Annotated in this window: 13 protein-coding genes; 12 read left to right on the top strand and 1 reads right to left on the bottom strand. The window is 29.4% G+C overall.

Annotation, left to right across the window (positions count from 1 at the left end):
* Positions 1 to 68: 68 nt before the first annotated feature.
* Positions 69 to 707 carry a TrkA C-terminal domain-containing protein gene (locus tag BN899_RS00720; RefSeq protein WP_042271514.1) on the bottom strand — a complete coding sequence of 213 codons (639 nt, stop codon included), beginning with the start codon at positions 705 to 707 and terminating at the stop codon, positions 69 to 71.
* Positions 708 to 948: 241 nt separating this feature from the next.
* Here BN899_RS00720 and lgt point away from each other — a divergent pair, with 241 nt between their 5' ends.
* From lgt to murG, 12 genes are all read left to right on the top strand, one after another.
* Positions 949 to 1,686 carry a prolipoprotein diacylglyceryl transferase gene (gene lgt, locus BN899_RS00725; protein WP_042271517.1) on the top strand — a complete coding sequence of 246 codons (738 nt, stop codon included), beginning with the start codon at positions 949 to 951 and terminating at the stop codon, positions 1,684 to 1,686.
* Between the two features lie 27 nt (positions 1,687 to 1,713).
* Positions 1,714 to 2,649 carry a 16S rRNA (cytosine(1402)-N(4))-methyltransferase RsmH gene (gene rsmH, locus BN899_RS00730; protein WP_042271520.1) on the top strand — a complete coding sequence of 312 codons (936 nt, stop codon included), beginning with the start codon at positions 1,714 to 1,716 and terminating at the stop codon, positions 2,647 to 2,649.
* Positions 2,650 to 2,724: 75 nt separating this feature from the next.
* The gene (locus tag BN899_RS00735; protein ID WP_042271523.1) at positions 2,725 to 4,707 is read left to right on the top strand and encodes a sigma-54 interaction domain-containing protein; all 1,983 of its coding nucleotides are present in this window, start codon (positions 2,725 to 2,727) and stop codon (positions 4,705 to 4,707) included.
* Positions 4,708 to 4,906: 199 nt separating this feature from the next.
* Positions 4,907 to 6,358, top strand: coding sequence for a Na+/H+ antiporter NhaC (nhaC, locus tag BN899_RS00740; protein ID WP_042271526.1), 1,452 nt, complete (start codon positions 4,907 to 4,909; stop codon positions 6,356 to 6,358).
* A gap of 4 nt (positions 6,359 to 6,362) precedes the next feature.
* A complete protein-coding gene (gene iadA / locus BN899_RS00745) occupies positions 6,363 to 7,505 on the top strand; it encodes a beta-aspartyl-peptidase (protein WP_042271583.1) in 1,143 nt (380 codons plus the stop codon).
* 350 nt (positions 7,506 to 7,855) lie between these two features.
* Positions 7,856 to 8,080, top strand: a complete 225-nt coding sequence (locus BN899_RS19465; RefSeq protein ID WP_242824036.1) for a hypothetical protein — start codon at positions 7,856 to 7,858, stop codon at positions 8,078 to 8,080.
* Positions 8,081 to 8,093: 13 nt separating this feature from the next.
* Complete coding sequence (locus BN899_RS00755; RefSeq protein ID WP_042271529.1) at positions 8,094 to 10,070, top strand: stage V sporulation protein D; 1,977 nt, start codon at positions 8,094 to 8,096, stop codon at positions 10,068 to 10,070.
* A 160-nt stretch (positions 10,071 to 10,230) separates the two neighbouring features.
* Complete coding sequence (locus tag BN899_RS00760) at positions 10,231 to 11,604, top strand: UDP-N-acetylmuramoyl-tripeptide--D-alanyl-D-alanine ligase (RefSeq protein ID WP_042271532.1); 1,374 nt, start codon at positions 10,231 to 10,233, stop codon at positions 11,602 to 11,604.
* Positions 11,605 to 11,642: 38 nt separating this feature from the next.
* Positions 11,643 to 12,611 carry a phospho-N-acetylmuramoyl-pentapeptide-transferase gene (gene mraY, locus BN899_RS00765; protein WP_147568459.1) on the top strand — a complete coding sequence of 323 codons (969 nt, stop codon included), beginning with the start codon at positions 11,643 to 11,645 and terminating at the stop codon, positions 12,609 to 12,611.
* Positions 12,612 to 13,985 (top strand): UDP-N-acetylmuramoyl-L-alanine--D-glutamate ligase, encoded by a 1,374-nt coding sequence (gene murD, locus BN899_RS00770; protein WP_042271538.1) that lies wholly within the window; start codon positions 12,612 to 12,614, stop codon positions 13,983 to 13,985.
* A 34-nt stretch (positions 13,986 to 14,019) separates the two neighbouring features.
* Positions 14,020 to 15,150 (top strand): stage V sporulation protein E, encoded by a 1,131-nt coding sequence (gene spoVE / locus BN899_RS00775; RefSeq protein WP_052356475.1) that lies wholly within the window; start codon positions 14,020 to 14,022, stop codon positions 15,148 to 15,150.
* Positions 15,151 to 15,164: 14 nt separating this feature from the next.
* Positions 15,165 to 16,403 (top strand): undecaprenyldiphospho-muramoylpentapeptide beta-N-acetylglucosaminyltransferase, encoded by a 1,239-nt coding sequence (gene murG, locus BN899_RS00780; RefSeq protein ID WP_042271541.1) that lies wholly within the window; start codon positions 15,165 to 15,167, stop codon positions 16,401 to 16,403.
* Positions 16,404 to 16,414 lie beyond the last annotated feature (11 nt).

Genomic DNA, 16,414 nt, shown 5'->3' on the forward strand with positions numbered 1-16,414 from the left:
AAAAACTAATATAAAAATACAGGCTATAATTGTTAAGATTATAGCCTGTATTTTTGTTAATTTAATACTTATATATTTTCATTTGACTGTTCATATAAAAATGATGGTACTGAGTGGTGTATACTACTGTCACCAACGACCATAAGTATATCATTTTCCATAAATTCAATATAAGGACCAGGAGATATTATAAGTTCACCATCTCTCTTAACACCTACAATAGTTGCGCCTGTATGTTGCCAAAATTTAGTTTCTCCAGCAGTTTTACCTATAAATTTACATTTATCTGTAATTTCAAACTCAAATGGAACCAAAGGATTAATATTAGATAACCTACTTGAGTAGTCTATTATTTTATTTATATTATCAATTATTTCATTTTCTAACTTAGATTTTGTTGCCATAAGTTTATTTAAGTTAGATTTATATGAAGAGACATTAGTAATATTTTGGTTCTTATTTAAAAAAGATAAAGCTTTAGAAGAAGAAAGTACCAAGATTCCTTTTCCTTTAACACTAGAAACCACACCTAAATCTTCAAGTATTTTCATAGCTCTTCTTATTGTCTCTGGAGATACATTGTATGTACCAGCAAGAGATGATCTTCCACGCAGCAAGCTGCCTTCTTCTATGTCGCCTACATAAATTTTATTGGCTATATCTAGAGCAATTTTATGATATATAGGCATTGAATATTTTTTATCCATTTTTCCACCTCAAGTATATACTTCAGATAATATTTTAAACCTTAAATATAAATATGTCTATATTATAAAATTTAGCTAAAATAGTAAATATAATACTATTAACATTGAATAATTAACATATATAAGATATATTAATATTATTAAAATATCATATTATACTTCATAAAAAATACAAATTTTGAGTTTATTATAATTATAAACTTATTTAAAATATTAAAAAATAAAGATAAGAGGTGAAAATATGGATAGAGTAGCATTTAGTATATTTGGCATAGATGTAATGTGGTATGGTGTACTTATGGCAACAGGTATGATTTTAGGAACACTTATAGCTATAAAAGAAGCAAAAAGAGTTGGAATAAAAGAAGATGATGTATTAGATTTAGCGATTTTTGCTATCCCAGTAGGACTTTTAGGTGCAAGATTGTATTATGTAATATTTAATTGGGAATATTATTCTCAAAACGTTTCTCAAATTCTAAACTTTAGAGGCGGAGGAATGGCCATTCATGGAGCTTTAATTGGAGGAATACTTACAGGATACATATTTACTAAAATTAGAAATATTGATTTTTGGAAAATGGCAGATACAGTTCTTCTAGGTATGCCTTTAGCACAAGCTATAGGTAGATGGGGTAATTTTATAAATGGAGAAGCTCATGGTGGGCCAACTGACTTACCTTGGGGTATAGTTGTAGATGGAGTGAAGGTTCATCCTACATTTTTATATGAATCTATATGGAATTTAGGTATATTTATATTCTTATGGATATTTAGAAAGAAAAAGAAATATGAAGGACAAATTATAGTTTATTATATAACACTATATTCTCTAGGAAGATTCTTTATAGAAGGATTAAGAACTGATAGCCTTATGATAGGACCACTTAGAATGGCTCAAGTTATAAGCTTAGTAGGTGTAGTAGGTGGTATAATAGCTCATATATATTTATCAAAGAAAAATAAAATAGAAGAATAAAGAAGTAGTAATTAAGGAGATAATAAAATGGAATTTCATCACGTGTCCGTGCTTTTAAATGAGTGCATAGAAAATTTAGATATAAAACCAGATGGTGTTTATGTAGACTGTACAATGGGTGGTGCAGGCCACTCTAAAGAGATAGTAAAAAGACTATCTGATAAAGGTCTATTTATAGGATTTGACCAAGATAAAAATGCTATAGCTACAGCAAAGGAAAGATTAAGTGAATATAGTGATAGAGTAAAATTTGTTCACAGTAACTTTGAAAATATAAAAGAAGAATTAGCAAAAATTGGAGTACACAAAATAGATGGAGTACTTGCAGATCTAGGAGTATCTTCTCATCAATTAGATGAAGCTGATAGAGGATTTTCATATATGCAAGATGCACCACTTGATATGAGAATGGATGTAAGATGTGAATTTTCTGCCTATGATGTAGTAAATACTTATAGTGAAGAAGAACTTACTAAGATAATAAAAGATTATGGTGAAGATAACTGGGCTAAGCGTATAGCTAAATTTATAGTAGAAGCTAGAGAAGAAAAAAACATAGAGACTACAGGAGAGCTTGTAGATATAATAAAAAGAGCTATACCTAAAAAAGCTAGAATAGATGGACCACATCCAGCTAAGAGAACTTTCCAAGCTATAAGAATTGAAGTTAACAATGAACTAGGTGTAATAACTAAAATGATAGAAGATGCAGTATCTATAATGAATGAAGATGGTAGAATATGTATAATTACATTCCATTCTTTAGAAGATAGAATAGTTAAAAATGCTTTTAGAGATTTAGCATCAGATTGTATATGCCCATCACATTTCCCATTATGTCAATGTGATAAGGAATCATTAGTAAAGGTTGTAACTAGAAAACCGATAATTCCAAGTGATGAAGAAATAGAAGTAAACCCAAGATCTAGAAGTGCTAAGTTAAGAGTTGCACAAAGAAAATAAATTATTAAGTAGGAGGAAATTAATATTTCCTCCTATATTTTTATATAAAGCCATAATCAGATAGGAGGGGACTATATGAAAAAAATTGCAATAATATCTTTAGGAGAAGACACTGGTTTAACTATAAAAGAACAACTTGAAAGTATTTTAGATGAAAAAATAGATATAAGCGTATTTAGCATAGATAAAAATTTAGATATAAATCCGGATTGGGATTTGATAATATTCTCTAGTGAAATAGTAAGAAAAATGATGATAGATAAATTAGGAGTAAATGTAAATCAAATTGTAGTTAAAAGATCAATAAGACATAACTTTATAGATAAGCTTATTAAGATAAAAAAAGGCGAAAAAGTATTACTTGTAAATGATCATAAAGAAAGTTGTGAAATAGCTATAAAGCAACTTAAAAATCAAGGTATAGACCATATAAAATACTTCCCTTATTATCCAGGTATAGAAAGTTATGAAAAAACCAACATAGCAGTTACACCAGGAGAATCTCAATTTGTCCCTAAAGAAATAAAAGAAGTTATTGATATACAATCTAGGCAAATGGATATAACAAGTATTACAGAAATATTAATAAAATTAAATATGGTAGACAAGTATGGGGATTTATTATCTTCTTATTTTTATAGAAACATAGTAGAGATATCTAAAAAGTATATAAATATGGCTCATGAATCAACAAAGTTAAAAAATATGCTAACTAGTATACTAGATAATCAGAGAGAAGGTATAATATATACAAACTCTATAAATCAAGTTTTAGTTCTTAATGAAAAAGCAGTACAATTTCTAAATATAGATAGAAATAATATCATATCTAAAGATATATACTCTATATTTGAAAATTTAAAGAATGACATAGTAAGAATAAACAATCAAGAATTTTTAATTTCTAAACAAAGAATAGGAAATGATGGAAACTATGTTGGGAATATGATTGTTATAAGTCAGGTTGATAATATACATAAAATTGATGAAGAATTAAGAAAGAAGAAAAAGAACATTAAAAATAGCTCTAAATATACTTTTGATAGTATTATAGGGAATTGTAAAAATACTTTAGATAGTATAAAGTTATCTAAAAAAATTTCTAAGACTAGTTCTACTGTATTAATTCAAGGTGAAACTGGAACAGGTAAAGAAGTATTAGCACAAGCTATACATAACGAATCAGATAGACGTGATTATCCATTTATTGCTGTTAACTTTGCTGCACTTTCTGAAAATTTAATAGAAAGTGAGTTATTTGGATATGAAGAAGGTGCATTTACAGGAGCAAAGAAAGGTGGAAAAGAAGGTTTATTTAAAAAAGCACATAAAGGAACTATATTTTTAGATGAAATAGGGGATGCACCACTTAATTTACAAGCGAGATTGCTTAGAGTATTACAAGAAAGAGAAATAACTCCAGTTGGTAGCACAGATGTTATACCTGTCGATATAAGAATAATAGCAGCAACTAATAAAAATTTATTAGAGGAAGTAAAAAATAAGAATTTCAGAGAAGATTTATATTACAGATTAAATGTAATGCCAATATATACAATACCTTTAAGAGATAGAAAAGAAGATATAGCGCTTACTTTAAACTATTATATATCAAAGTTTAATAGAAACTATGATATTGAAAAATTCTTTGAAGAAGATGTTATTAAAGTACTTGAAGATTATAATTGGCCAGGTAATGTAAGAGAACTTATAAATATAGTTGAATATCTGAGTAGTATAAAAGAAGATAACTTAAAAATAAAAGTTTTAGATTTACCTAAATATATATTAGATAATATAAGTATAAAACAAGATAAATATAAAATCGAAAATGATTTAAATGAAAATGAGTTATGGGTGTTAAAAACAATTTATAAATATGATGGTATTGGAAGAAGGACATTATCTATGATTTCTTATGAAGAAGGAATAGATTTAGGAGAAGGTAAGTTAAGACGAATAATAAATACATTAAAAGAAAAAGAGTATATAGATGTCAATAAAGGTTTGAATGGGACAAAAATTAAAGAAAATGGGATGAAAAGGGTTAAAAGTTAAAAACTTAACCCTTTTTTATTATTTAGCTATAAAAAGTACACATTTTTAAAGTAAGATACTTTTCTTATTTTATTTTAAAAATTAATTGAAAATTTAAAAAATACTTTATTTTTTAAATACTATAACGTTAATCATAACTTGGCACAGTATTTGCTTATATATAAATCCATAATGTTATAACAAAGGGAGGATATAAAATATGAGTAATATAGCAAAGAAAAAGCCTACGTTAGCACAGGCACTAATACCTATAGTATTTATGATAGTTTCCTTAACTATAGGCTATGGTAAGTTTAAAATGAGGATAGAGCCAATAATGGTTATATCGGCATTTGTGGCAGGAATAATTGCATTAAAGCTAGGTTATACATGGCAAGAAATGCAAAAGGCTATAATTGATAAAATAGCAAGTGCCTTACCTGCAACTTTAATATTATGGAGTGTAGGATTTTTAATAGGGTCATTAATGTTTGCAGGTACAGTACCAATGATAATTTACTATGGAGTTCAAATGATAAGTCCAAAGTTTTTATTAGTAACAGCATTTTTAGCATCAGCTATACTTTCTATAGTAACAGGAACATCTTGGGGTGCGGCAGGTACTATTGGAGTTGCAATGATGGGAATTGCAGGAGGACTTGGAGTTTCTCTACCAGCTACAGCTGGAGCAGTAGTTGCAGGAGCATTTTTTGGTGATAAATTATCTCCGCTTTCAGACACTACAAACTTAGCACCAATGGCAGCAGGAAGTGATTTATATGACCATATAAAACATATGTTATATACAACATTACCAGCTGCAGCAGTTTCTTTAATAGTTTATACAATAGTTGGATTTAATGCATCTGGAGATATGGTAACTCCAGAGTTAGTTAATACAATGATGAATCAACTAGAATCAATGTTTAATTTTAATATAATACTATTAATTCCAATAGTACTAGTGATTTTAGGATCTTTAAGAAAATGGCCTACTATACCTACTATGTTAGGTGTAAGCATACTTACTATATTTTTAGGAGTTATTATTCAAGGTTTTAATATTGTAGATGGATTTGAATCTTTAGTAGGAGGATTTAAATACACTATGACTGGATTTGCTGGAGAGCCAATAGCCGAAGTAGTAAAGCTTATAGATAGAGGTGGAGTGGTCTCAGTTACAAGTACAACAGTATTAATATTCTGTGCTATGGGATTTGCAGGAATAGTAAGTGTTTCTGGAATGCTTGATGTAGTACTTGATTTATTAATGTCAAAGGTGAAATCTACAGTTGGTATAATAATAGCTACAATAGTATCTTGTTTTACAGTAGCTTTTGTAACAGGAAGTTCATATCTTTCTATACTTATACCAGGTGAACTATTTAAAGATGTTTATCCAAAGAAAAATTTACATCCTAAAAACTTATCAAGAACATTAGAAGATTCTGGTACAGTCATAGTACCTTTAGTACCGTGGTCAGCGGCAGGTGCTTATATGGCAGCAACATTAGGTGTACCTACACTAGAATACTTACCATGGGCGATACTTAATTACACAGGTATAATATTTGCAATAATATTTGCCATTACAGGATTTGGTATAGCTAAACTAGATAAAAATGATGGTGAAAAAAATATAGAAGATAGGGATGTTATTAAAGGAGTATAAATTTATGATATTAATTAAAAATATAGATATTTATTCACCGCAGTATATTGGTAAAAAAGATATATTTATAAGTGGTGGAAAAATTGTTTTAATAGAAGAAAATATTGAGTTTAAAAATAATAAAATAAAGATAATAGATGGTAGTGATAAAATACTTACTCCGGGATTTATAGACCAACATGTACATATAACTGGTGGTGGAGGAGAAGGAAGCTTTAAGACTAGAGCTCCTGAAATTACACTAACTAAATTAACTACAGCTGGAATAACAACAGTAGTTGGGCTTTTAGGAACAGATGGAACTACAAGAAGTGTAGAGAATTTAGTTGCTAAAGCAAAAGCTTTAAAAGAAGAAGGGATAACAGTATTTGCACATACTGGTTCATATGAATATCCGACAGTCACACTTACGAATTCAGTTAAAAGAGATATATGCTTTATAGATGAAATTATAGGTGTTAAGTTGGCACTATCAGACCATAGAGCCCCAAATGTTACTAATGATGAGCTTATAAAAGTAGCATCTGATGCTAGAGTAGCTGGAATGTTAAGTGGTAAGGCTGGAATTGTAGTACTTCATATGGGAGATGGAAAGAAAGGTATTTCACCTGTAAATGAAATATTAGAAGAAACCGAAATACCTATAAAGACTATAAGGCCAACTCATGTAAATAGAAGAGAAAAACTTTTAATAGAGGCTTTTGATTATGCAAAACGTGGCGGTAAAATTGATTTAACTTGTGGAATGAAAAGAGATTTAAATCCAGGAAAGTGTATCAAAAGAGCAACTGAAAATAATGTTCCTTTAGAAAATATAACTATAAGCTCTGATGGATATGGAAGTTGGTCAAAATATGACGATGATGGGAACTTAATTAAAATGGGAGTTTCTAGTGTTAAAAGTTTACATGATGAGTTTAAATCTATGGTGGAAGAATTAGATTTTAGTATAGAAGAAAGTTTATCTTATATAACTTCTAACGTAGCTAAAGCTTTAGAAGTATATCCTAAAAAGGGATGTATAAAAGAGGGATCAGATGCAGATATTATTTTATTAGATAAAAATCTAGATATTGATACTGTAATGGCAAATGGAAAAATAATGATAGAAAATAAAGAAATATTAGTTTATGGATTATACGAGTAAATATAAAAAGGCTACAATACTAAGTTTAGTATTGTAGCCTTTTTTCTATATTAATTGATAATTTATTATCTAAATATCTAAATTTAAGCAACGAACGAAGTGAATTTTGTTTTTTTGTGTATTAATTTCACGACAAACTGTTAAAGGAAGATGTCGTGTATACAACAAATATAATAATATTGATTTTCTTTTAAAAAAGAATTATTAGAGGTGGTCTATATGAAAAAAAATAATAAAATAAAGGACATGAACGAATATAAAAAAAAGAAAAAGAATAAGTATAAAAGTAAATATAAATTAAAAATAAAAAAATAATATTCGGGAGTACTTTTATAGTAGTAGTATTTACAGTGATTTTAGGGAATATATGTGGATATTCAGTTATATCAAAGCTTAAATACGATATACATTACTTAAAAAAAGAATTAAAAGAGACAGAAATATCAAGAGATGAATTAAAAACAAAAGTAGACACTAGTACATCAATACCTGAGATTGAGAAAAAAGCTAAAGAACAACTAAATATGGATTATCCAAAACAAGAACAAATAAAGTATATAGATGTGAAGAACTAGGGGGGAAGATAGTTTGAAAAAAATAAAAAGGATAAGTAAAAAAAGATTAGTACTTGTTCTTATACTAGCGTGTTTTCTATTTTTAGCTTTAATATTTAGAACAGGATATCTTCAGCTAGTAAAGGGAGAATGGTTAAGTACTAAGGCAACGGATCAACAAACAAGAGAAATTCCGATAGAGCCTAAAAGAGGAACTATATATGATAAGAATATGAAAGAACTTGCTGTTAGTGTAACAAAATACACTGTTTGGTGTAAGCCAGTAGAAGTATCAAATAAGGAAGAGGCATCAAAAAAAGTATCAAAGATTTTAGGGAAAGAGTATGAAGATATACATAAATTAGTAAGTAAGAAAAATATGGCATTAGTAAAGATTGAAAGATGGATAGATGATGATAAAGCTAAACAAATAAGAGAAGCTCAAATACCTGGTATTTGGGTGGCAGAAGATAATCAAAGATATTATCCATATGGAAACTTTGCTCCATATGTACTAGGCCATACTTCAACAGATTCAGAAGGTATAGCTGGTATAGAAATGAAATACAATAAGCATTTAAAAGGAACTCCTGGTAAATTAATAGTTAGTACAGATGCATCAGGAAGAGAAATACCTAGAGGTATGGAAAAATACTATGAACCAGTACAAGGTCAAGGTTTAGTGCTTACAATAGATGAAGTAATACAACATTATACTGAAAAAGCAGTTCAAAAAGCATATGAAGTTAATAATGCAAAAAGGGTAACAGTAATATCTATGGATCCAAAAACAGGTGATATACTTTCTCTAGCATCAAAGCCAGATTATGATCCGAATGATTCAAGAACGCCTATTTATCCATATTACGAAGAGGAACTTGAAAAATATGATGATAAAGATAAATTAAAAGGATATTTTCAAATGTGGAGAAATCCAGCAATAAGTGATACATATGAACCAGGTTCTACATTTAAACTAATTACATCATCAGCAGGTATTGAAGAAAATGTGATAAAAGATAATGAACAATTTGTTTGTACGGGAAGTGTAACAGTAGGAGGAAGAAGAATAAAATGTTGGAGACATTATAGACCACATGGTGCTCAGTCTTTTAAACAAGGTGTTCAAAATTCTTGTAACCCAGTCTTTGTTGAAGTTGCAAGTAGGTTAGGCGTAAAAAAGATGTATGATTATATAGAAGCATTTGGATTTACTGAAAAAACAGGCATAGACTTACCAGGGGAAGCAAAAGGTATATTATATAATGAAAAGAATGTAGGTCCAGTAGAACTTGCTACAATGTCTTTTGGTCAATCAATCTCAGTTACACCAGTTCAACTTATAACAGCTATTTCAGCAATAGCAAATGATGGAAAACTTATGCAACCAAGGGTAGTAAAAGGTTATACTGATAATAAAGGTAATATAGTTGAAAAAATTGAACCTAAAGTTGTAAGACAGGTAATATCAGAAGAAACATCTAAAAAAATGATGCCTATCATAGAATCTGTTGTTAGTGAAGGTGGAGGTAAGATAGCATATATACCAGGTTATAGAATAGGTGGTAAAACAGGTACAGCTCAAAAGGTTATAGATGGAAAATATGCTCAAGGGAAATATATATGTTCGTTTATGGGGGTAGCTCCAAGTGATGATCCACAGATAGTAGTTTTAGCTATAGTTGACGAACCAACAGGAGTAAGTGCTTTTGGTAGTACAACAGCAGGTCCTATTATTAAAGAAATAATGAATGATTCTCTTAAGTATTTAGGCGTTAAACCAAAATATACAGAAAAAGAAAAAGAAGAGTTAGAAAAACCACAAGTAACAGTTCCAGATATAAGAAACTTATCAATTGAGGAAGCTGTTAAAGTACTAGAAGAGGCTAAATTAAGCCCTAATTTAGATGAGGATGTAGAAATGCCTAAAGATACTAAAATAAAAGATATGTTCCCAAAGCCGGGTGTAAAAGTATCTGAAGGTTCTAGCATAATGCTATATTTTGAATAAAGAAAAGTAACATATAGTTAGAAATACCTTCAAAAAAATAAAAATATGGTATATAATTAAAAAGTTAAGTTTACTAAGGGGCAATGTATATATTGGTATACATTGCCTTTTATTAAGGTAATCAATAAATCATAGTTAAAATGGTAAAGGAGGGTTAGATATGAAGTGTCTAACAGTATCAGAGTTAGTACTTGCGACAAATGGTAAATTACTTATTGGAAATGAAAATGACCGTGTATATGACGTTGTTATAGATAGTAGGAAAGCAAGTAGCGAAAATGTATTTGTAGCTATAATAGGAGAAACTTTAGATGGGCATGAGTTTATGAGCTCTGCATACGAAAAAGGTTGTAAAACTTTTATAAAAAATGAAAGTAGTAGCATAAAACTAGAGAGTTCGGACATAAATTTAATAGAAGTAAGTAATACTGAAATAGCTCTAGGTGAGATATCTAAATACTACAAAGAAAAGTTTGATATACCATACATAGGTGTAACAGGTAGTGTAGGTAAAACTAGTACTAGAGATATGATATATGCAGCAGTATCTTCTAAGTTTAATACATTAAAAAATGAAGGTAATTTAAATAATCAACTTGGAGTCCCATTAACTTTATTTAACTTAGATGAATTTTATGAATGTTCTGTAATTGAGATGGGTATGTCAGGATTCAATGAAATTGAATATTTAGCCAATATTGTGAAACCAAAAATAGGAGTTATATCTAATATAGGATTATCTCACATAGAAAATCTTGGATCACAAGAAGGAATTCTAAAAGCTAAAATGGAGATAGCTACAAATTTTGATTCTTCAAACACTTTAATAGTAAATGGAGATGATAAATTTTTATGCACATTAAAAAATAAAAATCATGAATATACATTAAAAACATTTGGATTTGATAAAGATAATGATATATACTGTGAAGGATATGAAATGACTGAAGACAGTATAACATTTATATGCAACATAAACGGAAAAAAGGAAGAAATATTTATACCAACAGTAGGTGAACATAATATATATAATGCTATGGCAGCTATACTAGTTGGAATTAGTTTAGAACTTACTTTGGATGAAATAAAAAATGGTCTTAAACATTTTAAAGCAACAAAGATGAGACTAGATATAGTTAAAAATGATAAAATGACAATAATAAATGATGCATATAATGCAAGCCCTGATTCTATGAAAGCAGCTTTAAAAATACTAGGAAGATATAAGACTAGAAGAGTAGCAATTCTTGGAGATATGTTTGAAATGGGTGAATATGCAGAGTATGGTCATAGATTAGTAGGAGAAGTATCAATAGGAAATGTAGATGTTCTTATAACTATTGGTAATGATTCAAACTTTATAGGCCAAGAAGCAAAAAAGTTAGGATTTTATGAAAAGAATTTATATCACTTTAAAACAAGAGAAGATGCTATTAATGAGATAGATAGCTTATTAAAAGAGGAAGATGTAGTACTAGTTAAAGCATCGAGAGGTATGAAATTAGAAAAAATAGTAGAACATCTTAATAAGTAATAAAATAGACGAAATAGCCAGCAAGGGAGAGGAGAAATATTATGTTAGGAATAACAGAACTTACGTATACAGCATTGATTTCATTTCTAATAGTAGTTATATTAGGACCAATATTTATACCTATGTTAACTAAATTTAAATTCGGTCAGACGGTTAGAGACGACGGCCCTAAAACACACTTAGCCAAAAATGGAACACCTACTATGGGTGGAATATTAATGATGGTTGCAATACTTATAACAGGTCTTACTAGAAGCAAAATAAGCAATGATATGGTAGTTGGGCTTATATCTATAGTAGGATTTGGATTAGTAGGATTCTTAGATGATTTTATAATAATAAAAATGAGAAGATCGTTAGGATTAAAGCCATGGCAAAAGATAGTCCTTCAATTTGCATTAGCTATATATATATCGTACTATCAATATACAACATCACCTAGTGCTACTCAACTTATGATACCATTTACAGATGCCGTTATAAACTTAGGAGTTTTATATATACCTATAATGACATTTATAATAATTGGTATTGTTAATGCAGTAAACCTGACAGATGGGTTAGATGGTTTAGCATCAGGAGTAACTTTAATAGTTGCTACGTTCTTTATGCTATTTGCAGGAACAGTTGCTATAAATACTGATGTAGCAGTTTTAGCTGCAGCTACAGTAGGAGCATGTTTAGGATTCTTAGGATTTAATTCATACCCAGCAAAAATATTTATGGGTGATACAGGATCTATGGCGTTAGGAGGAGCTGTTGTAGCATTTTCAGTTTTAACTAACTCTATACTTATAATACCTTTAGTAGGAGGTATATACTTTGCAGAAGCTATATCTGTTATACTTCAAGTAGCATCTTTCAAAATAAGAAAGAAAAGAATATTTAAAATGGCTCCAATCCACCATCATTTTGAACAATGTGGATGGCCAGAGACTAGAGTAGTATTTGTATTTTGGATAATAACTGTGGTTTTAGCTTGGATAAGTATAATAGCAGTATTCTAAATTTGGGGGTATAAAAATGGACCTAGAAGGAAAAAAGTTTTATTAATTGGTCTTGCAAAAACTGGAGTATCAGCAATTAAACACCTAGATAAGTTAGGTGTAAATATAGTTGTAAATGATATAAAAGATAAAGAACAATTAAAAGATATATTATGTGAATTAGAACAGTTAAATAATGTAGAATATATACTTGGATACCATCCAGAAAATATAGATGATATAGATATGGCTGTAGTATCTCCAGGAGTACCATTAGATTTACCTTTTATTATAAAAATAAAAGAAGCCAATATTGAACTTATAGGTGAAGTGGAACTTGCTTATAGACTATCTAATGGACCAACGTTTATAGGTATAACTGGAACAAATGGGAAAACAACAACAACTAGCTTAGTTGGAGAAATATTTAAGACAGCTAATTGTGATACATATATAGTTGGTAATATTGGAAACCCTGTTATTGATACTGTAGGAGTTGCTAATGAAAAATCAGTCCTAGTAACTGAATTAAGTAGTTTCCAACTTGAGAGCATAGATACATTTAGACCTAAGGTAAGTGCTATATTAAACTTTACAGAAGACCATATGAATAGACATCATACTATAGAAAACTATATAGAAGCTAAATCTAAAATATTTATGAATCAAAATAGTGATGATTTTTGTGTATTAAACTATGATGATGAAAAAGTTAGAAATTTAGATGAAAAAATAAAAGCTAAAAAAATATTCTTCTCTAGAAAAAAACAAATAGATGGTGGAGTATATTTAGATGAAAATAATAATATAGTTATAGATGTAGATGAAAAAGTAACACTTTTAAATAAAAGTGAATTAAGCTTACCAGGTGACCACAATTTAGAAAACTGTATGGCTGCAATAGGTATAGCTTATGTATCTAATATAGACTTAAAAGTAATAAAAAAGGTATTAAAGTCATTTGCAGCAGTAGTTCATAGACAAGAGTTTGTAAGAAACCTAAATGATATTATGTTTGTTAATGATTCAAAAGGAACTAATCCAGACTCTACTATAAAGGCTATTGAGTCTTACGATAGACCAATAATATTAATAGCAGGTGGTAAGGATAAGCAAAGTAGTTTCGATGAATTATTAGAAATAGCAAAAGGAAGAGTTAAGACATTAGTTTTATTAGGTGAAACTGCGCCTATTATAGAAAAATGTGCTAAAGAAAAAGGGTTTGAAAATATATATAGAGTAAAGGATATGAAAGAAGCAGTTAAAACATCATATGAAATAGCAGTTAAAGATGATGTAGTACTTCTTTCACCAGCTTGTGCAAGTTGGGATATGTACAAAAGTTTTGAAGTAAGAGGAGATGACTTCAAGGATAATGTAAACAATTTAAAATAACCTCTTATCTCGGGAATGGAGGTAGGTTTATCAAATGTCTAAAGAAGCTTTAAAAAAGCAAATCGACAAGGGGATGAAGACTGAATTTGATAGTGTTGTATTCTATACCACTATGCTTTTAGTGTTTATAGGAATCATCATGGTGTTTAGTGCAAGTTTTGTTCAATCTTCATTTAAGCATCATGATGCTTATTATTTTCTTAAGAAAAATTTAGTATATGCAACATTAGGATTTATATCTATGATGTTCACTGCAAAGATAGATTATAGATTTTGGAAAAAGAATGCAAAAACTATAGGTATTGTTGCTATTATATTATTACTTCTTGTTTTAACACCACTAGGAATAAAAGCAAACGGAGCTAGAAGATGGCTAGGTGTTGGAGGTCTTTCTTTACAGCCAGCAGAACTTGCAAAGTTTGCAACTATAATAATAACGGCAAAACTAATTGAAAAGAGATATGACAATATCAAATCTTTAACAAAAGGAGTTATTCCACTTCTTATGATACCATCACTATTTTTCGCATTAATAATACTTCAACCAAACATGTCTACAGCGGGGACTGTAATATTAGTTACATTTGTAATGATATTTGTGGCAGGTATGGATATGAAGTTTGTAATTGCGATGATAGGTAGCGGTGCTGCTTTGTTTGCTGCATTAGTAATAGCAGCGCCTTATAGATTAAAACGTGTTACTTCTTTCCTAGATCCATTCCAAGATCCACTTGGAAATGGATATCAAGTTATCCAAGGTCTTTACGCATTAGGATCAGGAGGATTATTTGGAATGGGATTAGGTAAAAGTCAACAAAAATGGTTTTACATACCCGAACCACAAAATGACTTTATATTTGCTATAATAGGTGAAGAATTAGGTCTTGTGGGATGCGCAGTAGTAATTATGCTATTTGTAATATTAGTATATAGATGTATAAGAATAGCTTTAAGATGTTCAAATGTATTTGCTTGTATGGTAGTGATTGGTATAGGTGCTCAAATAGGAATTCAGGCAGCATTAAATATTGCAGTAGCAACATCATCAATGCCAGTTACAGGTGTTGCCTTACCATTTATAAGTTACGGAGGAACATCCCTCATAATATTTATGAGTGCAATAGGTATAGTATTAAACATCTCAAAACATGTCAAAATTAACTAACAGGAGATGATACAATGAAAGTATTATTATCAGGTGGCGGAACTGGAGGTCATGTATATCCAGCTATAGCCATAGCTAACAGAATAAGAGAAGAACACCCAGATGCTGAAATATTATTCGTAGGAACAGCTAAAGGTATAGAATCAGAAATAGTTCCAAAATATGGATACGAATTAAAAACAGTAACAGTTCAAGGGTTTAAAAGAAAAATAGATTTAGATAATGTAAAAAGAGTATTTAAGTTATTTAAAGGATTAGAACAATCAAGATCAGTAGTTAAAAAGTTTAAGCCAGACATAGTAATAGGAACTGGAGGGTATGTTAGTGGACCGGTGTTATTCAATGCATCTATGAAAAAAATTCCAACTATTATCCATGAACAAAACTCTTTCCCAGGAGTAACTAATAAAATACTTGCTAAAATGGTTACAACAGTTTTAACTAGCTTTGAAGATTCACATCAAAGATTCCCAGAAGGTACTAGAGAAAAATTAGTTCTTACGGGTAACCCAGTTAGAAAAGAAATTTTAGTTGCCAGAAAGAATGTTGCTAGAAGAAATTTAGGAATCACTGAAGATAAGAAAATGGTACTTTGCTACGGAGGTAGTGGAGGAAGTGAAGAAATAAATGACGCAATGAGATTAGTAATAGAAAATATGGTCAAAGATGATGTTGCATTTATATTTGCTACAGGGAAATATTACTATGAAGAGTTTTCAAAAAGTGTATCAGATATAAATTTAAAACCATATCAAAGAATAGTTCCTTATTTAGAAGATATGGCAAATGCTTTAGCTGCAAGTGACTTAGTTATAGGTAGCGCAGGAGCAATATCTTTAGCTGAGATAACAGCACTTGGTAAGCCGTCTATAATAATACCAAAAGCTTACACAGCGGAAAATCACCAAGAATATAATGCAAAAAGTATTGAAAAGCAAGGTGCAGGTATAGCAATACTTGAGAAAAATTTAACACCTCAAAGTCTAAATGAAGCTGTATTTAAACTTTTAGGAGATAAAGAAGCCTTAATAGATATGGAAAATGCTAGTAGAGCAATAGGAAAGCCAGAAGCGATAGACTTAATATATAATGAAGTTATAAAAATATATAATGCTAATTATAAGCAAAAACCTTCATCAAAAAAAGAAAATAAGGAATCTAAAGTTCAAAAAAATGATGAAGAAAATAAAAATTTAGAAAATAATGAAGAGCAAGAAAAACAACCTAAAGTAATAGGAATAAAGAAAAAGTAACATGTAACCCT

Origin of the sequence: Faecalimicrobium dakarense, from assembly GCF_000499525.1 — a bacterium.
Lineage (GTDB): Bacteria > Bacillota > Clostridia > Peptostreptococcales > Peptostreptococcaceae > Faecalimicrobium > Faecalimicrobium dakarense.